Here is a 20,075-nt window from a genome sequence, read left to right on the forward strand (position 1 = left end):
GCTGAGTTCGTGAACGACATCGCTACGCTACCACCGTCATCCCCCGCGGATGCGGGGGATCCAGTATTGCAGAGCGCAGACATTCGGAAACGGACGCTCTGGAATACTGGGTCGCCCGGACGAGCCGGGCGATGACGCCATAAGCAGCGTGTGCGCTCGGACATTGATCACGCGCGTTGTCCTCACTGCTGCTGCGCGCTCTGCGCCTGCGCGTCGGCGTGCGCTGGCTTGTCGACGCCGAACAACAGCTTGCGGGCCTGCTCGTCCATCGGCTTCTTGTCCTCCTTGCCGAGGGCGAGACCGGCCTGCAGCTTGGGCCGGGCACGCAGCGCGGCGTACCAGCGCTTGATGTTGGGATAGTCGTCGAGCGAAAGGCCCTGCGCCTTATGGGTCATGATCCAGGGAAAACAGGCGATGTCGGCGATCGAGTAGTCGCCCGCAATGTGATCGCGGTCGGCCAGCCGGCGATCCAGCACGCCGTACAGCCGCTTCGCTTCGCGGCTGTAGCGGTCGATCGCGTAAGGGATCTTCTCCGGCGCATACAGCAGAAAATGGCCGTTCTGGCCGAGCATCGGCCCGAGCCCGGCCATCTGCCACATCAGCCACTGCATCACCTCGAACCGCGCCCGCGTCTCGGTCGGCATCAACTGGCCGGATTTTTCCGCCAGATAGATCAGGATCGCCCCGCTCTCGAACACCGACAGCGGCGCGCCGCCGCCCATCGGCGCATGATCGACGATCGCCGGCATCCGTCCGTTGGGGCTGAGCGCCAGAAATTCCGGCTGGTGCTGGTCGCCGCGCCCGAGCTGCATCGGCACCACCCTGTACGGCAGGCCGCATTCTTCCAGCATGATCGAGATCTTCCAGCCGTTCGGCGTCGGCGCGTAATACAGATCGATCATGGGACGTCCTCTTGACGGGTTTGCGCCGATCCTAGCCCGGCTTCGGCCGGCTTGTCACCTCGGTCTCGCGCTTCTGTACGCCCCGCCGCGAACGTGGCACAGAGGCTTCAACCACGCCACAAGGGAGCGAACGATGCTGTTTCCGACCACGATCGCCGGCTCGTTGCCGAAGCCGGAATGGCTCGCCGAGCCCAACAAGCTGTGGGCACCGTGGAAGTCGAGCGGCGACGAGTTGGTCCGCGCCAAGCGCGACGCCACCATCCTGGCGCTGAAGCTGCAGGAGGACTACGGCATCGACATCGTCACCGAAGGTGAACAGGCGCGGCAGCATTTCGTCCACGGCTTCCTCGAAGCCGTGGAGGGAATCGACTTCGCCCACAAGGTCGAAATGGGCATCCGCAACGATCGCTACAAAGCGATGGTGCCGCAGGTGGTGGCGCCGCTGCGGCTGAAGGGCCGCGTTCACGGATTCGAGGGCCAGATCGCGCGGGCGCATACCACGCGCAAGATCAAATTCACCCTGCCCGGCCCGATGACGATCATCGACACCATCGCCGATCGTCACTACGGCGACCGCGTCAAGATGGCGTTCGCGTTCGCCGAGCTGCTTAACGAAGAAGCCAAGGCGCTCGAAGCCGACGGCATCGACATGATCCAGTTCGACGAGCCGGCGTTCAACGTCTACATGAGCGAGGCCGCCGACTGGGGCGTCAAGGCGCTGGAGCGCGCCGCGCAGGGCCTCACCTGCGCCACCGCCGTGCACATCTGCTACGGCTACGGCATCAAGGCCAATACCGATTGGAAGGAAACGCTCGGCGATCAGTGGCGGCAATACGAGGACATCTTCCCGGCGATCGACGCCAGCGCGATCCAGCAGGTCGCAGTCGAGTGCCGCAATTCCAAGGTGCCGCTGGAGCTGCTGTCGCTGCTCAAGGGCAAGATCGTCCAGGCCGGCGTCATCGACGTCGCCAGCGACGAGGTGGAAACCGCCGAAGACGTCTGCGCCACGATCGAGGCGGTGATGCAGCACGTGCCGAAGAGCAACATCGTCGCGACGACCAATTGCGGCATGGCCCCGATGCGGCGGGACATCGCCGAGGCCAAACTGGCGGCGCTCGGCGCGGGGGCGGAGCTGGCGCGGCAGCGGTTCGCGTAGTTCGCTGGTCTTGCTGAGCGAGACTCACAATCGGCCTCTCGTTCGTCATTCCGGGACGCGCGTAGTGCGACCCCGGAATCCATATCCCCTGTGATGATTTGGCGCAAAGTGATAGCCACGCGCACAGGGGGTATGGATTCCGGGCTCGGTCGCTGCGCGAGCGCCCCGGAATGACGTGGTGGGTTTGTGCGTGCACTTGGATGCAATGCGGGTTGATAGCCGGCTTCGAGAGCCCTTAGCGTTGATGGTGGCGTGAGCAGGACGGGACGATCCGGCAAGCCTTCGATCACCGCCACTTCACCGGCTGACACCCCTCGAACAACCACCGCAACAGACCGCCCCGCCTGAGCAGATAAGCAGTGGAGGTGCAGCGACCATTGCGGCCACCGGCATCGTCGTGCTTTACGTCCGCGACCATCGCACCGTCCGGCAAGCCCCCACCGCGGACGGCAGCGGATGTAGTCGTCCGTCATGCCGGGCGCGCGATAAGGCGCCTCGTGTCTAGGAACAGTGGCGTGCACACGGCGTTGGCCGCGCGGTTCCGCTGACGGAGATCCGCTCGTGGCTGCTGCAACAACTCGTCCAGAACACATCCAACGCCGCGGATGGCGATGGCTTTACCTCGGCTTGGCGCTGGTGGTCGGTGCGTTCGGCTTGACGATGGCCGTGCTGGGTGGCTGGTTGATCGCTCTCGGCGGATCCTTCTACTATCTGGTCGCGGGCGCGCTCTTGACGCTCGGATCGGCACTCGCCTGGAGAAGTCGCCACCTCGCGGCCTTCGTGGCGTATGGCGGTGCGTTGCTGCTCTCGATCGTCTGGTCGCTGGTCGAAATCGGCGGCAAGGGCTGGCTGCCGGCCTGGGGCATCGATTTCGCCGGCCGCATCGGGGTTCTTGCAGGTCTGCTGGCGAGCGTCGGGCTGGCTTATCTGCTGTGGCGCACACCGCCGCGGGCAACGTCTCGGCGGGTCGCGCTGGCCGGGGTGGTCGGCGGTTTGGTCGCTTTGGGGAGCCTGGTCTACGCCAACTGGGAAAGGACCGAACCGGCCAGCGGACAGGAGGTCGCAGCGGCCAGCGGTCTGCGGCCCGGAGACGCGGCGCAGGAGGCCGGCGCGGATTGGACCGCCTATGGCGGCACCAATGGAGGTCGGCGCTATTCGAGCTTGAACCAGGTGACCACCGCCAACGTCACCGGGCTGCGGGAAGCCTGGACGTTCCGAACCGGCGACCTCAATCCCCGTGCCGGCCGCGTGTTCTATTCCTCCCAGAACACCCCCATCAAAGTGGATGATCTTCTCTACACCTGCACGCCGACCAACAAGGTATTCGCGCTCGACCCGGGTACCGGCGAGGTTCGGTGGAGCCACGACCCCAAGGTCCCGGCCAGCAACATGGAGTCGCTGTTCACGGCCGCGTGCCGCGCAGTCGCCTATTTCGACGATGGCGAGGCGCCCGGCCGATCCGAATCGATCGCGAAAATGCCTGCGGTCCCAGGCGTGATGGGGCCGGTGCCGCGCGGAGGCAGCCGGTGTCACCGGCGCGTCTTCGTCGCAACGGCGGACGGCCGCCTGATCGCGCTCGATGCGGTGGGTGGATTCTTGTGCAAGGAGTTCGGCGAAGCCGGTGTCGTCGACATCACCGTCGGCATGGGCCTGCGCGAAAAGGGCTTCGCTTCGTACACGTCGGGCGCGACGGTCGCCGGCGGGCTCCTGATCCTCGGCCAGCAGGTGAGCGACAACCAGAGGCGGGACGCGCCATCGGGGGTGGTGCGGGCGTTCGATGCGCGCACCGGCGAACTGCGCTGGGCGGTGGACGCGCTTCGCCCCGATCCCAAGGCGCCGCTGGGGCCTGGTGAGATCTACCCCCGTGGCACGCCGAACGTCTGGAACATCATCTCGGCGGACGAGTCGCTCGGCCTCGCCTTCCTCGCCACCGGCAACGCCGCGGCCGACCAATGGGGGGGCAATCGCACACCCGACGAAGACCGCTTCACCGACGCGGTCGTCGCAGTCGATCTGCAGAGCGGCGCGACGCGCTGGGTCTACAGCACCGTCACCCACGATTTATGGGACTACGACCTCGGCGCTCAACCCATGCTGGTCGACGTCACCATCGACGGCACCGTCCGTCGGGCGATCATGCAGGCCAGCAAGACCGGCAACATGTTTCTGCTGGACGCCGCCACCGGAGAACCGCTTCGGCCGGTCGAGCAGCGCCCGACACCGCAGGGGCCGCCGCCAGGCGACTGGGTGGCGCCGACGCAGCCGCAGTCGACGTTCTTTCCCAATATCGGCGGCGTCCCGGGCCGCGATCCGGAGCGGATCGATGCGCGCCACGCCTTCGGGCTGACGCCGATCGACGCCGCGCTGTGCCGCATCAGTTTCCACCGCCACCGTTACGAGGGCATGTTCACCCCGCCGACCGTCGACAAGGCCGGCTTGCTGCTGTTTCCCGGCACGGTGGGCGGCATGAACTGGGGCGGGCTCGGTTACGATCCGCAGCGTCGCCTGATCATCGGCAACAATTCGCGCCTGCCGAACCTCGTGGTGCTGCATCCGCGGCGGACGGTCCACGACCAGCCCGTCGGATCCGGCGGCGCGCGGCCGGATCAGCAGGTCGCGCCGCACTCGGGAACGCCGTTCGGCGTGACCCGCCCGATTTGGTGGTCGCCGCTCAGGGTGCCGTGTATCTCGCCGCCGTGGGGCTACATCACAGCGACCAACATCGACACCGGTCAAATCGTCTGGTCCAAACCGCTGGGGACGGGATTCGACTCCGGACCGCTCGGAATTCCCACGAAGCTCAAAATCGCTACCGGAACACCCAATCTCGGCGGCCCACTGGTGACCGCCGGCGGCCTGACCTTCATCGGTGCCACGCAGGACAACTTCCTGCGGGCGTTCGAAACCGCGACCGGGCGGCTGTTATGGGAGGCTCGGCTGCCCGCCGGTGCCCAGGCAGGGCCGATGACCTATGAGCACAGCGGCCGTCAGTACATCGCCGTGACGGCGACGGGTCACGCCCGCTTCGGGACCACGCCCGGTGACTATCTCAAGGTCTATGCTCTGCCCGAATGAATTGGCGGCTCGGCATCGGCAGGGCCGAGGATCGATGCGTGGAAGACTGGACGATACCCGGCCTGCAGCGCGCGCACCGTCGAGGGCGGGGTAAGTAGCCGCGCGTTGCGGAGTGGCGCATCGACCGCACGATAGCCGGCGAACGACCATGCCAGCGCTCTGCCCTGCCGCATGAGATGACTGGCCGCGGTCGTATCGTCCGTGATCGCCTGCACCATCGCGCCGTCCGGCAGATCCTCGATCGGACACGGCAGCGGATGCAGTCGCTTGGCACGACCGTCGAGCCGCTCGCGATGCAGCGCCGCATCGATCGCTGCTGCAGTGACGCGCTCCAGCCCATTGCCCTTCGCCCACGCGGCGGCGAAGGCATTCGCGTCGGTGCGGCGGCAGTAGTAGCAAGGCCGGTGTCCGGCGGCGAGCGCGGTGGCCTCGTCGAGAAAGAACAGCTCGGTCCAGCTCCGCGTCGCCATCACGTCGCGGCGGCGGCCGCGGAAGTCGCAAGTACATGTGATCCACGCCGGGCTCGACCACCGCCGCTTCAGCAGCGTCCTGGTCGCGGGGTCGTGAATGATGCCGCGATTGCCGGTGAACAGCCCGCGCGCCGCCACCGCAACAATCTCGCCGAACGGGGTGACGCGGTTCTGCAGCGGCATCAACTGTCTCCTGCAAGGCAAAGGCTGCTCAGCGCGCACTGCCTGCTCCTTCTCCCCGCGCGCGGGGAGAAGGGTGGGATGAGGGGGCGTCGCCGCGCAGCCGAGCGCCCGTCAGCTGTCAGCAATCAGATCACGGGCGATCGCAGCGAGCCATCCGAAAGCTCGGACTCGTGGAGACGCCCCCTCACCCGGATTGCTACGCAATCCGACCTCTCCCCGCGCGCGGGGAGAGGTTTGGCTGCGGCGCTTGGTCAGGCCGAGGACGACAAACTGGCTGCCGTCCGCACGCGTTCTACGCCGCCCCGTCCTTCAGCGGCGGCTGGAAGCTGAGGCCGGTGTCCCAGGGGAAGAAGATCCAGGTGTCCTGCGACACTTCGGTGATGAAGGTGTCGACCAGCGGGCGGCCTTTCGGCTTGGCGTAGACCGCGGCGAAATGCGCCTCCGGCAGCAGCGACCGCACCATGCGGCCGGTCTTGCCGGTGTCGACCAGGTCGTCGATGATCAGCAGGCCCTTTCCGGTGCCGCCGCCGAGCTTGGCGGTCTGATCCGACACGCCCTTGAGCACCTGCAACTCGCCCTGCTTGTCGTGCTCGTAGCTGGCGATGCACACCGTGTCGATCACCCGCAGGCCGAGTTCGCGCGCGACGATCGCGGCCGGCACCAAGCCGCCGCGGGTGATGGCGATCACCGCATGGAACGGCCCGAGTTCGTTCAGCCGCCAGCTCAACGCCCGGCAGTCGCGGTGAAACTGATCCCACGACACCGGGAACGGGCGTCCCGCCCGCTGCTGTTCACTCGGTTCGCTTTGCGTCATCCATCCACTCCGACGACCCTGCCATTGCGAGCATCCGGATCGGCGCTTTGCGCCGTCCGGGCACCGGCTCCGCGAAACAACCCAGAGCCACGGCGCATGCGTTGCTGAAGTGCTCGTCGCTGCGCTCCTCGCAACGACGGACACCTACTTGTCTTGGTTTATTTCGCGACCTGCAGATCGGCCAGCATCTGCTTCACCGCCGCCATCGCCTGCTGCAGCTTCTCCGGATCGCGCGAGCGCACCACCAGATTGGTGTTCGGCTTGCGCTCCTCGTCGAGGAACGGGTAGCTGCCGATCATCGTGTCCGGATGCGCGGCGGCGATCTCACGCAAGGGACCGCCGATGTCGCCCTCGCGCGCATTGGCCTTGACCGTTTCGGACAGCATCTTGACGCCGGACTTCAGCGACGGCGCGACGATGTCCATCATCGCCTGCATGATCGACGGAACCCCGGCCATCACGATGACGTTGCCGATCTTGAAGCCCGGCGCGATGATGGTGGCGCTCTGGATCAGCTCGGCGCCGTCCGGAATCCGCGTCATCCGCAACCGCGCCTCGTTGAGTTCGGCTTCGGAGAACCGTTCGCGGAACCGCGCCACCACCTCGGGGTGATAATCGATCCCAACGCCGAACGCCTTGGCGACGCAATCGGCGGTGATGTCGTCATGGGTCGGCCCGATGCCACCGGTGGTGAAGACGTAGGTGTAGCGGCTGCGCAGCGCGTCGAGCGCCTCGACGATCGCGGCCTCGTCGTCGGCCACCACGCGCACCTCGCGCAGATCGATCGCGATGTTGGTCAGGTACTCGGCAATGAAGCCGATGTTCTTGTCCTTGGTCCGGCCGGACAGAATCTCGTCTCCGATCACCAGGATACCCGCCGTAACGATCTCGCTCATGAGTGCTTCCGTTTCCCCTGCTACGTGCCGGCGCGGGCCATTGCCCTCCCCGGAGACACCTGCCGACGATTTGAGCAGCGCGCCGCCCGAATTGCAGGCAAGATTCTGGACCCGACGTCCAAAATCGTCCACTCCTTCCATATCGTGCTGGCCCGCCCCTTGCTACTGCTGTGTTCCATGCTGCACTCTCACGCAGCATCCTTGGGAATCAGACTGGTTTCATGGCAGTTGCGTTCGATGAGATGAACGGCCCCGGCGGCGAGGTTCGCTCGGCCTATCAGGAATTGTCCCGCTGGCTCGGCGAAACGCCGCCCGAAGCCCTCACCCATCGGCGCCAGGAAGCAGAGCTGCTGTTTCGCCGCATCGGCATCACCTTCGCGGTGTATGGCGACGCCGAGGCGCAGGAGCGGCTGATCCCGTTCGACGTCATCCCGCGGATTCTGTCGGCGCAGGAATGGGCGCGGATGGAGCTGGGGCTGAAGCAGCGCGTGCGCGCGCTCAACATGTTCCTGCGCGATATCTACCACGGCCGCGACATCCTGCGCGCCGGCATCATACCCGACGACCTGATCTTCCAGAATCCGGTGTTCCGCCCGGAGATGAACGGCCAGGCGGTGCCGCACGACGTTTACGTCCACATCGCCGGCATCGACATCGTCCGGGTCGACGACGAACATTTCTACGTGCTGGAGGACAATGCGCGCACCCCGTCGGGCGTCTCCTACATGCTGGAAAACCGCGAGATCATGATGCGGCTGTTTCCGGATCTGTTCGCACGGCACCGCATCGCGCCGGTCGAGCGATATCCGGACGAACTCTTGACCGCGCTGCGCTCCGTCGCTCCGGCGCATTCGTCGTCGGAACCGACCGTGGCGCTGATGACGCCGGGCGTGTTCAATTCCGCCTACTACGAGCACTCGTTCCTCGCCGACAAGCTCGGCATCGAACTGGTCGAGGGCCGCGACCTCGTCGTCAAGAATGACGAGGTGTTCATGCGCACCACCGAGGGGCTGAAGCGGGTCGACGTGATCTATCGCCGGGTCGACGACGACTTCATCGATCCCTTGACCTTCCGTCCGGACTCGGTGCTCGGCGTGCCAGGGCTGATGTCGGCGTATCGGGCCGGCAACGTCACGCTGGCCAACGCGGTCGGCACCGGCATCGCCGACGACAAGGCGGTGTACAGCTACATGCCCGACATCGTGAAGTTCTACCTGGACGAAGAGCCGATCCTGAAGAACGTCCCGACCTGGCGCTGCCGGGAGCCGTCCGACCTCGCTTATGTGCTCGACCATCTGTCCGAGCTGGTGGTCAAGGAGGTCCACGGCTCCGGCGGCTACGGCATGCTGATCGGCCCCACCGCCACCAAGGCGACGATCGAAGCGTTCCGCGAGAAGCTGAAGCGCGAGCCGGAGGGCTTCATCGCCCAGCCGACGCTGGCGCTGTCCACCTGCCCGACCTGCACCGAGGCCGGCCTCGCCCCGCGCCACGTCGACCTGCGCCCGTTCGTCCTCACCGGCCGCGACCGCATCACCGTGGTGCCCGGCGGCCTGACCCGCGTCGCGCTGAAGGAAGGCTCGCTGGTGGTGAATTCCAGCCAGGGCGGCGGCACCAAGGACACCTGGGTGCTGGATGAGTAGGTTCGCTTCGCTTGCATCCACGAACACTGCCCTCATCCTGAGGAGCGCGCCATCGGCGCGCGTCTCGAAGGATGGGCGCCACACACCTCATGGTTCGAGACGCCCGCCGTCCCGGCGGGCTCCTCACCATGAGGGTTTGTGCGTGCGGCTACTTAGCAGCGGTCCACAACGGAAGCCTCACCTCGTGTCTCCCCCCACCCCGACCCTCCCCCGCAAGGGGGGAGGGAGAAGAAGCCGCCATGCTGTCCCGCACCGCTGAAAACCTGTTCTGGCTGTCCCGTTACGTCGAGCGCGCCGAATATCTGGCGCGGACCATCGAGGCGACGCTGCGCGTCACCGCGCTGCCGAACACCTATTCGGGCCAGGGCAACGAATGGGATTCGGCGCTGCTGACTGCCGGCGTCAGCGCCAGCTTCTATGCGCAGTACGACGAGGCCAACGAGACCAACGTCGTCGAATTCCTGTCGATGTCGACCGCGAACCCCTCCTCCATCCGTAACTGCATCGAGGCGGCGCGGCTCAATGCACGCTCGGTACGCACCGCGCTGACCGGCGCGATGTGGGACACCATCAATTCGGCCTGGATCGAGCTGCAGGAGAACTGGAGCAAGGGCGCCAAGACCCGCGAGCAGTTGACGCAGTTCCTGCGCTTCGTGCAGGAGACCTCGCTGCGGTTCGACGGCTCGGCCTATCGCACCATGCTGCGCAACGACGCCTATTGGTTCTCGCGGCTCGGCGTGCATCTGGAGCGCGCCGACAACACCGCGCGGATTCTCGACGTCAAATATCATCTGCTGCTGCCCGAAGAGGAACATGTCGGCGGTCCGCTCGATTACTATCAGTGGTCGTCGATCCTGCGCTCGGTGTCGGCGCTGACCGCCTATCACTGGGTGTATCGTGAGACGCTCAAACCCTGGCTGATCGCGGACCTGTTGATCCTCAACGACAGCCTGCCGCGCTCGCTGGCCTCGTGCTACGGCAATCTGGTGCGCAACCTCGACCAGATCGGCGTCGCTTATGGTCGCCAGGGCCCGGCGCAGCGTCACGCCCGCGCCATCCGCAACAGGCTGGAACACTCCAACATGGACGACATCTTCCAGCGCGGCGTTCACGAATTCATCCAGGAATTCATCGCCGACAACAGCCGGCTCGGCGAAATCGTCGCCAAGCAGTATCTTATCTGATCGAGCACAGGCGCGCGCCCTGCCCGCCGCCGTAACCGGACTCTGGACGCCATGCGCCTGCGCATCACGCACACCACCAACTATCGCTACGAGCCGCCCGCCACCGGCGTGATCCAGGTGCTGCGGATGACGCCCGGCAGTCACGACGGCCAATACGTCGCCGACTGGCAGATCGACGTTTCCACCGACACCCGACTCGACATGCACTACGACGCGTTCGGCAATGTCACCCATGTGCTGACGGTCGGAACCACCGAGGATCTCACCATCACCGCCGAAGGGTTGATCGAGACCTCCGACACCGGCGGCGTGCTGAAGGGCACCGACGAGAGGTTTCCGCCGCAACTGTTCCTGCGCTCGACCGAACTGACCGAGCCGGCGGCGCCGATGCTGGCGCTGGCGCGCGAACTGCGCGGCGACGGCAGCGGCGACACCATCGGCTTCCTGCACGCGCTGATGACCGCGATCAACCAGCACATCACTTTCGACGACGACCCGACCCATTCCGGCACCACGGCGGCCGAAGCCTTCGCGTTGCGCCGCGGCGTCTGCCAGGACTACGCGCATGTGTTCATCGCCTGCGCCCGCGCCGGCGGGGTGCCGGCCCGGTTCGTATCGGGGCATTTCCTGCGCGCCGACGGCGTGGTGCACCAGCCCGCCGGCCACGCCTGGGCCGAAGCCCATGTGCCGGGGCTCGGCTGGGTCGGGTTCGATCCGGCCAACGGCATCTGCTCGACCGACGCCCATGCCCGCGTCGCGATCGGGCTGGACTATCTCGGCGCAGCGCCGGTGCGCGGCACCCGCTACGGCGGCGGCATCGAGACCTTGACGGTGTCGGTCAAGGTCGATCAGGCCGGCCGGCAGTTTCAGTCGCAATAGCCGCCGTTTTCGGGGGCTGGACGGCAGGCCCGGATGGGCTAGTGTCCCGCAGCCGCGATCCCTGCGCTGCGCTTTATTCAGACGATCTGTTCGAGGACGAGATGACCTATTGCTGTGGAGTGCTGGTGCGCGAGGGCCTGGTGATGGTCGCCGACACCCGCACCAATGCCGGGCTCGACAACATCTCGACCTTCCGCAAGCTGCACGTTTTCAGCAAGCCGGGCGACCGCATCATGGCGGTGGCGAGCGCCGGCAATCTGTCGATCAGCCAGTCGGTGCTGTCGACCCTCACCGAGGGCCTGGAGAACGCCGAGACCGGCGAGCGCGAGACCCTGATCGGCGCGTCCAGCATGTTTCAGGCCGCGCAACTGATCGGCCGCGCGATCCGCCACGTCAACGCCACCGAGGCGCAGGCGCTGAAGGCCGAAGACATCAACTACGAGGTGTCGTTCCTGTTCGGCGGCCAGATCAAGGGCGAGCGGATGCGGCTGTTCATGATCTATCCGGCCGGCAATTTCATCGAATGCACCATCGACACGCCGTATTTGCAGATCGGCGAGCACAAATACGGCAAGCCGGTGCTCGACCGGGCGATTACTTACGATGTCGAGCTGTACGAGGCGCTGAAGACCAGCCTGATCTCGATGGATTCGACGATGCGCTCCAACCTCGGCGTCGGCCTGCCGATCGACGTGCTGGTGGTGCGCACCGACGTCTGCGACGCCGACCTCAACCACCGGATCGAAGCCGGCGAGCCCTATTTCCACGACCTCCGTTCGCGCTGGTCCGCCGCCCTGCGCGCCGCCCACAAGAACATCCCGCGCCCGCCTTACAAGGACCAGGCGTGAGGCATCGGGCGAAAGATCATGAATGTGAAGACTGCCGACTGGCGCGGCATGACGCCCGCCGATCTTTCTGCGGTCAACGCGATCGCCGCGGTGGTGCATGCGGCCTATCCTGAAGACGCCGCGGTGTTCGCCGAGCGGCTGGCGCTGCATCCGGGCGGCTGTTTCGTGCTCGACTCCGCAGACGGCCCCTGCGGCTATCTGATCAGCCATCCCTGGCATCTCAGGCAGCCGCCGGCGCTCAATGCGCTGCTCGGCAGCATCCCAGAGCCGGCGTCGACCTATTATCTGCACGACATCGCGCTGCTGCCGGAGGCGCGCGGCGGCGGCGCGGCGTCTGCGGTGATCGCGGAACTGGTGCGCCATGCCGCCGGCATCGCCGACAACATCACGCTTGTGGCGCTGTCCGGAACGGTGCAGTTCTGGCAGCGGCAGGGCTTCGCCCGCCTCGCCGATCCGGCGCTCGACGCCAAGCTGAAGAGCTACGACGCCGAAGCGTGCTACATGCAGCGCAGACTGTAACGCGTGAACAACAACACACAGGGAGGACCACCATGGCGAACGCCACCACCAAGATCGCCCTCGTCACCGGCGCCGGCACCGGCGTCGGCCGCGCCGCCGCACTGGCGCTGATGCAGGCCGGCTTCGCCGTGGTGCTGGCCGGCCGCCGGCTGGCGCTGCTCGAGGAGACCCAGAAGCTCGGCGCCGCGTTCGGCGACAGCCTGCCGGTGGTCGCCGATATGGCCGATCCGGCCTCGATCGCCGCGCTGTTCGACAAGACGGTTGCGACCTACAGCCGGCTCGACGTGCTGTTCAACAATGCCGGGATCGGCGCGCCGCCGGTACCGTTCGAGGATCTGCCGCTGGAACAGTGGCAGGCGGTGGTGACCACCAACCTCACCGCGCCGTTCCTGTGCACCCAGCACGCGTTCCGGATCATGAAGGACCAGAGCCCACGCGGCGGCCGCATCATCAACAACGGCTCGATCTCGGCCTATGCACCGCGGCCGTTCTCGGCAGCCTACACCGCCACCAAGCACGCCATCAGCGGCCTGACCAAGGCCAGCAATCTCGACGGCCGCGCCTACGACATCGCGGTCGGCCAGATCGACATCGGCAACGCCGCCACCCCGATGACCGACCGCATGGTCGAGGGCCCCGGCGCGCTGCAGCCGGACGGCTCGACCCGGCACGAGCCGCGGATGGACGCCAAGGCGGTCGGCGATGCGGTGGCCTACATGGCCGGCCTGCCGCTCGACGCCAACGTGCTGTTCATGACCGTGATGGCGACCAAGATGCCGTTCGTCGGCCGGGGGTGAACCGCGTCCGAACGGCGATCACCAGCTGATCCCATCACTGCCGGTGCAACGAGCGCCGCCGGCCACCAATCCGCATGGAAGCCCCCTTCATGGTCTGTTGGATCGTTGCATTCACCGGGCCAATGAGTTGATAAGGATATGGGCAGCGGGAACCTCATTCGGGGGCGCAGATGCGGGAATCGTTCAGAACCGTTCGGGCACTGGGACTGCTCGGTCTTTTGGCCGGCATCGTGCTGCTCGCAGGCGTCGCGCCACCGCGGGCCGATGATACCGCCGAGACATTGCGCCTCGCGGTCGGCGGCGAGGCCAGCTTCAGCCTGAAGGAAAATCCGTCTACCGGCTATCGCTGGCACCTGGACACCAAGGCCAGCCGCAACCTCGCTCTGATCGAGATCTCCGATGCCGGCTACCGCCAGGGTGGCGGCGACGTCGTGCACCAGCCGATGGTCGGCGTCCCCGGCACCCGGTCGTTCCGCATCATCGCACGCGAGGCAGGCACCGCCACCGCGGTGTTCGATTATTTGCGCGACTGGGAGAACCAGCCGCCGGCGCAGCGCCACACCGTCACGGTGGAGATCGCGCCGCGCTGACGCGCTGCTGCTATTCGCCGCCGGTGCGGATGAACTCCGCCACCTGCGGCTTGCTGCGCAGCTCGGCGAGATCATCCGGTGTCGGCAGTTGCGGCCGGTCGCGCGCGACGTTGACCACACAGAGAAAGCCGAGGCAGTCGCCGCGATTGGCGCGGAACTGATGCCAGGTCATCGGCGGGATGAACACCAGATCGCCCTGCCCGACATCGCCGATCGTCTCGCCGACCAGGCACTGGCCGCGGCCGCGATGGATCATCACCGCATGCACATGGGCGTGGCGCTCCAGCGTCGAATAGCCGCCGGAGTCGACCTCGAAGTAACGCCACTCGCAGGCGAGGTCCGGATCGGCGAACAGCAACTGCCGGGTGATGTCCTGAAACGGCGCCTCGGCGGTCTGCTTGTAGGGCATCACCGGAACGCCGTCCCAGCGGCCGGGCGCGGTCTGCACGCGAACGCCGGGGCGCTCGCCGGCGGACGGATGCGGCGCTGCTGAATTGTCATTGGCCATGGCTTGCGACCTCCGCGGTGAACCGCGCCGCCTGCTCGGTCAGCTGCTCGCCCGCCGCCAGCAGGCTGCCGCCGATCAGCAGCATCACATCGGAGCCGTAGAATGCCAGCAGTTCGGCGATTCGATCAATCGCGATGCCGCCGGCCGGCACCGGCAGGCACGGCTTCAGATCGTGCCAGTCGCGCCGCGCCGCATCGGCCAGCGCGCGGCAGGTCCCCGGCGTGTAGGCGAACCGGCCGCCGTGATGCGGGAAGATCGTCGCGTCGGCGCCCAGCAGCCGAAACAGCTTGCCGAGCAGCAGATCGGGCGCGATCCGCTGCGCACCGGAGAGCGACGGATGCGCCAGCACGATCAGCCCTTCCGCCTCCTTCGCAATCAGATCGAAGTTGGCCAGCCCGACGATCATCGGCATCAGCATCACGGCGGCGACGCCCTCGCGGCGGACGATCTCGAGCTGCCGACGGATGTCGTCGAGCGAGCCGGAGACGTGCGGCGCGTACAGCGTGGTGCCGCCGCGCGAGTCGTTGGCGGCGCGGACCGCGCGCGCCACCGCCGGCACCCGCGCGGCGAACGGGCTGAACGCCTGATCGGCGATGCCGTGGTCGTCCTTGATCAGGTCGACGCCGCCGAGCGCCAGCCGGCGCGCAAGACTCGCCAGCGCATCGGGCGCCAGCCCCTGTGGCTTCAATGCCGACGCGGTCAGCGCCCGGCGCGGCGCACCGAGTTTTGCGCGAACACCGGCGAGGCCGAGCTTCGGCCCGCCGAACGCGACCGGATAGGCCGGCGGCAGTTCGACATCGGCCAGCGTCACGTCCGGTTGCATCGAGCTGTTGCCGAACAGCATGTTAATGAGCTGCCCCGGCTCGGCCGGCGCGGTCGCGCTCGCCAGGCTGATCCGCACCGCAAAACGCGCCTCGCCGATCGGCTCGATCGCTTCGACCCGGCCGAGGATCTCGTCGCGGATGCGCTGCTCCGTCACCGCCGCCAGCGGGCACTCGACGCTCTGCTCGATCGCCAGGCCCTCGGCGCGCGCGGCGATCTCTATCGGCGGCGCGCCGACATGATAGGTGACGATGATCCGTTCGTTCATCTTCGGTCCAATGCAGCCACGCCCGAGGTGTCGCGCCTGTCTAGCACGACCTGTTCGATCGCACTGTCGCCGGACAGCACGAAACGGCGATGACGCCTCACCTCGGCGGGCCGCGCTTTAGTCGACTTGCCAGGCTGCCCTGCGCTGGCCTACCCATCGGCTTCGGCTCGGGGGACATAATGCTTCAATTGCAATCCGGCTTCGGCGTGTTCGCGCTGCTGATGCTGGCGTGGGCGTTCGGCGAACATCGCGACCGCGTCTCGGTGCGGCAGGTCGCGATCGGGCTCTGCCTCACGCTGGCGACCGCGGCCATCATGCTGAAGCTACCCGGCGCGACCCATGCGTTCCGGGCGATCAATGATGCGGTCGGCGTGATCGCGGCGGCGAGCCGCGCCGGCACCGCGTTCGCGTTCGGCTATCTCGGCGGCGGGCCGGCCCCGTTCGACGTCAAGGCGCCGGGTGCCGATTTCATCCTCGCCTTCCAGGCGCTGCCGGTGGTGCTGGTGATCAGCGTGCTGACCACGCTGCTGTTCTACTGGCGGATCCTGCCGCCGGTGGTGCGCGGCATGGCCTGGCTGCTCCAGCGCACGCTCGGCGTCGGCGGCGCGGTCGGACTGTCGACCGCCGCCAACGTGTTTCTCGGCATGGTCGAAGCGCCGCTGTTCATCCGCCCCTACCTGGCCCAGCTCACCCGCAGCGAATTGTTCCTGGTGATGACCGGCGGCATGGCCGGCATCGCCGGCACCGTGCTGGTGCTGTATGCGACGCTGCTGACACCGATCCTGCCGGATGCCGCCGCGCATTTCGTCATCGCCTCGGTGCTCGGCGCCCCGGCCGCGATCCTGGTCAGCCTGATCATGGTGCCCGAGACCGAGCCGCGTGCCACCGGCGGCCAACTCGCCGACCCCGGCCAGATCGCGGTCAGCAGCATGGATGCGATCGTCAAAGGCACCGCCGCCGGACTCGAACTGCTGCTCAACATCATCGCGATGCTGATCGTGCTGGTGGCGCTGGTCTATCTCGGCAACGCCCTGCTCGGCCTGCTGCCGCAGGTCGGCGGCGAGGCGGTCACGCTGCAGCGGCTGCTCGGCTATCTGATGGCACCGGTGTGCTGGCTGCTCGGCCTGCCGTGGGATCAGGCGGTCACCGCCGGCTCGCTGATGGGGATCAAGACCGTGCTCAACGAGCTGATCGCCTATGTCGAATTGTCGAAGCTGCCGGCGGACGCGCTCGACCCGCGCTCGAAGCTGATCATGCTGTATGCGATGTGCGGCTTCGCCAATTTCGGCAGCCTCGGCATCATGCTCGGCGGCCTCACCGCGATGGCCCCCGAGCGCCGCGAAGAGATCGCCGCCTTGGGCTTGCGATCGATCGTCTCCGGCACGCTGACGACGTGCCTGATGGGCGCGGTGGTGGGGCTGATAACCTGATCGGCGCGGATCGCCGGCCGCAGCAAACGGCGCGCTGGACAGCAAAGCTCAGCACATGCGGTATCGGCAATATTTCGAAACGCCTCCTGCACGGCCGGGTTGTGGCCGTCGTCAAGGGGCCTGCGGTTGCGCTGATAACTGACGGCTGACATCGCGAACTCCGCCCTGCTCGCTGAATTTTCTGGAAACACTACCGATCAGGCCGATCGGGTAGGATCGCGGCTCCGACGACAAATCCGGAGACCGATTTGCCGCTCCCTTCGCTTCGGGATCGCGCGGCCGAGCTGACGCTGCCCACCCTGTCGATCGCCATGGCGGCATGGCTCGGCGCCGCCGCCTTCGCCTTCCGCTCCAGCCTTCTGACATCGTTCGACCTGGTTTTCGGCAATAGCGGCGACGGCCGGCTGATTGCGTATCTGCACGAACATCTGTTCGCGGCGTTGCGGGGGCGCGCCGAGCTGCTGTCGCCGGCGTTCTACTTTCCGCAGAAGAATGCCCTCGGCTACACCGACGCGTTTCTGCTCGACGCGCTGCCCTTCGCGGCGTTGCGCGGGCTCGGGTTCGATCCGTTTCTCGCCTCGCAGATTCTCGCCATCGCACTGTCGCTGTGCTGCTTCATGGCGACGCTGGTGATCGGACGCCGCTATCTGCGGCTCGGTCCGCCATTGGCGATCTGCGCCGCGGTGCTGGTCACCTTTCCCAGCAACCTGATGTTCAAGACCGCCGAGGCGCATCCGAACTTCTTCGCGCTGTACTACGTGCCCTGTCTCGTTCTGCTGGCGCTGTGGGCGATCGAGGATTATCCGCGCCCGACCCGATGGTCGCTGCTGCGCGCGGGCGGCTTTGGGCTGGGCTATGGGCTGCTGCTCGCGACCTCGTTCTACGTTGCCTGGCTGTTCGCTCTGACGCTGCTGTTCGGCCTCGGCACCATCGCGGTGCTCCGTGGCCGCGAGGCGATCGCGCTGCTCCGGCAACATCCCGGCTCCTGCGCAGCGCTGATCGGTGCGGCGATCGCCGGCTTTGCGATCGGGGCGATACCGGTGCTGGCAATCTATCTGCCGGCGCTGCACCAGCAGGCCGGGCGCTCGTTCCGCGACTATGTCAGCTTCGCGCCGTTTCCGAAGGATCTGATCAATCTCGGCGTCCACAACATGGCGTGGGGCTGGCTGGTCGATCGGCTGATCGGCGACGCCCAGCACGAGCGCGCACTGGCGGTGACGCCGCTGATGACTGCGGCGCTGGTGATGCTGCTGCTGCGGCTGCGCCGCACTGCGCCGGCACGCCCGATGCCCTGGCAGATCGTATTCGCATGCGTCTGCGTGACCGTGTGGGGATTGTCGTGGCTGGTGACGCTGCGGGTCGGGACGTTCAGCGCGTTCTGGCTGCCCTATCACCTGGTGCCGGGCGCCGTGGCGATCCGCGCGGGCGACCGCATCCAGTTGCTGGTCAATCTGTGGGTGGTCGCCGGGCTGATGGTGCTGCTGCAGTATTGGCTCGACTGCGTGCCGCGCGCCGCAGGCGCCCGGCACAAGCTGATCGCCGGAATCATCGTTGCGCTGTGCCTGATCGAGCAGATCAACCTGCAGCCGGCCGGACTGGCGCGGCGCGAGGAGCTGGCGCGGCTGGCGGCGGTGCCGGCTGCGCCGCCGCCGTGCCGTGCCTTTGTGGTCGACGCCGGCACGGCGTTCGACGGCAAGCAATTGGACGCGATGTGGATCTCCGCCAAGCTCGGGCTGCCGACGCTGAACGGCGATTCCGGCTGGGCGCCGCCCGGATGGCGGCTGAACGATCCGACGACCGATTACGACGAAGCGGTGCGACTGTGGATCGGCGCCACCGGCCTCGACGTCCCACTGTGCCGCTACGACCGCAGCGCGCGGCAGTGGTCGCCCGATCCGCAGCCGGCCGACGAGCTCAGCGCCAAGCGGCGCTGACCGGGACGTGCAGCGTGATGGTCGCCGAGCGCGAGCAAGCCAGGCTTCAGGTCGATCGTCTCCGGCCCGCTCACCACCTGCCTGATAGGCGCGGTGGTCGGGGGATGACGTAGGTCGTCTTCATCCCAGTCCGTTCGGCTTTTGACTAATTGTCAACAAAAGCTTGCCCTCTGCCTGGTGTGCGAGCGAATCGAGCGGAGATACCAAGTGTTCGACAACCCACGCAGGCACATCCGCCTCAAGCATGACGTCGTAACTGTTTCCGTCGCGAAGAACTTCACCGACCGGCCGTAAGCCGGATTTCTGGTTGGGAAGCAGCGAATTCGGCAAGAATCCGACGATCGCACTGTTGTCGAATAGGACGGTCCGTTTCGCGATCAGGGCCGCGCTGGGCAACAGACCAAGAGCCCGATGATATCGCGCCATGATCCGATCTCGTGGGACGTCATGCCCACCGGCGGCAACTCGATTCTCTACACGGGATACGTTGATGTCCGGATCAGAGGTACATACGAAATACAGCGTCACATCATAACCGGCATCATCGGCCCGGATCATGAAGTCGACCTTGCTTGGATGCGACATCACGGTCTCGAAACTGAAGTCGAGCCTCCTATCCAAGCAGGTCTGTCGCTGAAAATCGGCAATCTGTTGCGCTTGCTTCGAACGTCGAGGCTCAGGCAAATCGAGCGTCGTCGCGATCTGGTCCGCGTTGATGTGCTTGCCAAAATCGATGCCGGCTTCCATCAAGTAATCTACGAGAGTACTCTTGCCGGACCCGTTTGGACCGGCGATCACCAGAAGGAACGGCGCGTCCGACAATCAATCGCTCCGTCCATGGTTCTGTTTGGACATGTCCGAATTCGCCGCCTCTGGATCGGAATTGATGCCGTCCTCGAAAACAGCCACCAACCCGGACGGTTGCCGCTGCGCGAGTTTCGAAGCGGCCTGGCCATTCTCGAGGAAATCGACCGTGCCCGTCACGACCAAACCTGCGTCCTGAGCTCGCTTGGCGGCTCTCAAGGCGGCATTGCCGCCCAACACTGCCAATTCCTCCAACGACAAGTCCACCGCACGTTTGCGCATTCGATCACCTCACTGCGCCAGCTCCGCTCCGCTAACGTAGGTTGTCTGCCCAGCAAAAGCCAGTTAGCGACCGC

Annotated in this window: 19 protein-coding genes; 11 read left to right on the forward strand and 8 right to left on the reverse strand. The window is 66.5% G+C overall.

The features are described 5' to 3' along the window. Positions 1 to 182 precede the first annotated feature (182 nt). On the reverse strand, positions 183 to 902 hold the full coding sequence (locus DWA33_RS10875) for a glutathione S-transferase N-terminal domain-containing protein (protein WP_114358117.1): 720 nt from the start codon (positions 900 to 902) through the stop codon (positions 183 to 185). Positions 903 to 1,035: 133 nt separating this feature from the next. Here DWA33_RS10875 and DWA33_RS10880 point away from each other — a divergent pair, with 133 nt between their 5' ends. Continuing rightward, positions 1,036 to 2,058, forward strand: coding sequence for a methionine synthase (locus DWA33_RS10880; RefSeq protein ID WP_114358118.1), 1,023 nt, complete (start codon positions 1,036 to 1,038; stop codon positions 2,056 to 2,058). A gap of 636 nt (positions 2,059 to 2,694) precedes the next feature. Then, positions 2,695 to 5,133 (forward strand): pyrroloquinoline quinone-dependent dehydrogenase, encoded by a 2,439-nt coding sequence (locus tag DWA33_RS10885; RefSeq protein ID WP_244601264.1) that lies wholly within the window; start codon positions 2,695 to 2,697, stop codon positions 5,131 to 5,133. Here DWA33_RS10885 and DWA33_RS10890 read toward each other — a convergent pair. The 3 genes from DWA33_RS10890 to DWA33_RS10900 form a co-directional block, all read right to left on the reverse strand. After that, positions 5,115 to 5,786, reverse strand: coding sequence for a hypothetical protein (locus DWA33_RS10890; RefSeq protein WP_114358120.1), 672 nt, complete (start codon positions 5,784 to 5,786; stop codon positions 5,115 to 5,117). The two genes, DWA33_RS10885 and DWA33_RS10890, sit on opposite strands and share 19 nt — an antisense overlap. A 292-nt stretch (positions 5,787 to 6,078) precedes the next feature. Then, complete coding sequence (gene gpt, locus DWA33_RS10895) at positions 6,079 to 6,600, reverse strand: xanthine phosphoribosyltransferase (RefSeq protein ID WP_114358121.1); 522 nt, start codon at positions 6,598 to 6,600, stop codon at positions 6,079 to 6,081. Between the two features lie 158 nt (positions 6,601 to 6,758). Further along, positions 6,759 to 7,496 carry a competence/damage-inducible protein A gene (locus tag DWA33_RS10900; protein WP_114358122.1) on the reverse strand — a complete coding sequence of 246 codons (738 nt, stop codon included), beginning with the start codon at positions 7,494 to 7,496 and terminating at the stop codon, positions 6,759 to 6,761. 221 nt (positions 7,497 to 7,717) lie between these two features. On the opposite strand from DWA33_RS10900, the gene DWA33_RS10905 reads away from it, so the two are divergent. From DWA33_RS10905 to DWA33_RS10935, 7 genes are all read left to right on the forward strand, one after another. Then, on the forward strand, positions 7,718 to 9,136 hold the full coding sequence (locus tag DWA33_RS10905) for a circularly permuted type 2 ATP-grasp protein (protein ID WP_114358123.1): 1,419 nt from the start codon (positions 7,718 to 7,720) through the stop codon (positions 9,134 to 9,136). Positions 9,137 to 9,375: 239 nt separating this feature from the next. Next, positions 9,376 to 10,320, forward strand: coding sequence for an alpha-E domain-containing protein (locus tag DWA33_RS10910; RefSeq protein WP_114358124.1), 945 nt, complete (start codon positions 9,376 to 9,378; stop codon positions 10,318 to 10,320). Between the two features lie 51 nt (positions 10,321 to 10,371). Then, on the forward strand, positions 10,372 to 11,199 hold the full coding sequence (locus DWA33_RS10915) for a transglutaminase family protein (RefSeq protein WP_114358125.1): 828 nt from the start codon (positions 10,372 to 10,374) through the stop codon (positions 11,197 to 11,199). 101 nt (positions 11,200 to 11,300) lie between these two features. Beyond that, positions 11,301 to 12,047: a proteasome-type protease gene (locus DWA33_RS10920; protein WP_114358285.1), complete on the forward strand. Its 747-nt coding sequence runs from the start codon at positions 11,301 to 11,303 to the stop codon at positions 12,045 to 12,047. 18 nt (positions 12,048 to 12,065) lie between these two features. Next, a complete protein-coding gene (locus DWA33_RS10925; protein WP_114358126.1) occupies positions 12,066 to 12,566 on the forward strand; it encodes a GNAT family N-acetyltransferase in 501 nt (166 codons plus the stop codon). A 32-nt stretch (positions 12,567 to 12,598) separates the two neighbouring features. Beyond that, entirely contained in the window at positions 12,599 to 13,363 is a 765-nt protein-coding gene (locus tag DWA33_RS10930; protein WP_114358127.1) for an SDR family oxidoreductase, read from the forward strand. Positions 13,364 to 13,533: 170 nt separating this feature from the next. Further along, positions 13,534 to 13,953 carry a protease inhibitor I42 family protein gene (locus DWA33_RS10935; RefSeq protein ID WP_114358128.1) on the forward strand — a complete coding sequence of 140 codons (420 nt, stop codon included), beginning with the start codon at positions 13,534 to 13,536 and terminating at the stop codon, positions 13,951 to 13,953. A gap of 10 nt (positions 13,954 to 13,963) precedes the next feature. On the opposite strand, the gene DWA33_RS10940 is transcribed toward DWA33_RS10935, so the two are convergent. Both DWA33_RS10940 and DWA33_RS10945 read right to left on the reverse strand, forming a co-directional pair. Continuing rightward, positions 13,964 to 14,461 carry a cupin domain-containing protein gene (locus tag DWA33_RS10940; RefSeq protein WP_114358129.1) on the reverse strand — a complete coding sequence of 166 codons (498 nt, stop codon included), beginning with the start codon at positions 14,459 to 14,461 and terminating at the stop codon, positions 13,964 to 13,966. After that, positions 14,451 to 15,551 carry a RuBisCO large subunit C-terminal-like domain-containing protein gene (locus tag DWA33_RS10945; RefSeq protein WP_114358130.1) on the reverse strand — a complete coding sequence of 367 codons (1,101 nt, stop codon included), beginning with the start codon at positions 15,549 to 15,551 and terminating at the stop codon, positions 14,451 to 14,453. Before DWA33_RS10945 ends, DWA33_RS10940 begins: the two co-directional genes overlap by 11 nt. Positions 15,552 to 15,730: 179 nt before the next feature. On the opposite strand from DWA33_RS10945, the gene DWA33_RS10950 reads away from it, so the two are divergent. Together DWA33_RS10950 and DWA33_RS10955 are read left to right on the forward strand one after the other, a co-directional pair. Then, a complete protein-coding gene (locus DWA33_RS10950; protein WP_114358131.1) occupies positions 15,731 to 16,981 on the forward strand; it encodes a NupC/NupG family nucleoside CNT transporter in 1,251 nt (416 codons plus the stop codon). Positions 16,982 to 17,229: 248 nt separating this feature from the next. After that, complete coding sequence (locus DWA33_RS10955; protein ID WP_114358132.1) at positions 17,230 to 18,915, forward strand: hypothetical protein; 1,686 nt, start codon at positions 17,230 to 17,232, stop codon at positions 18,913 to 18,915. Between the two features lie 120 nt (positions 18,916 to 19,035). On the opposite strand, the gene DWA33_RS10960 is transcribed toward DWA33_RS10955, so the two are convergent. Continuing rightward, a complete protein-coding gene (locus DWA33_RS10960) occupies positions 19,036 to 19,737 on the reverse strand; it encodes an ATPase (RefSeq protein WP_114358133.1) in 702 nt (233 codons plus the stop codon). Then, a complete protein-coding gene (locus DWA33_RS10965; RefSeq protein WP_114358134.1) occupies positions 19,738 to 20,001 on the reverse strand; it encodes a hypothetical protein in 264 nt (87 codons plus the stop codon). Positions 20,002 to 20,075 lie beyond the last annotated feature (74 nt).

It is taken from the genome of Rhodopseudomonas pentothenatexigens (assembly GCF_900218015.1).
Classification (GTDB): Bacteria; Pseudomonadota; Alphaproteobacteria; order Rhizobiales; family Xanthobacteraceae; genus Rhodopseudomonas; species Rhodopseudomonas pentothenatexigens.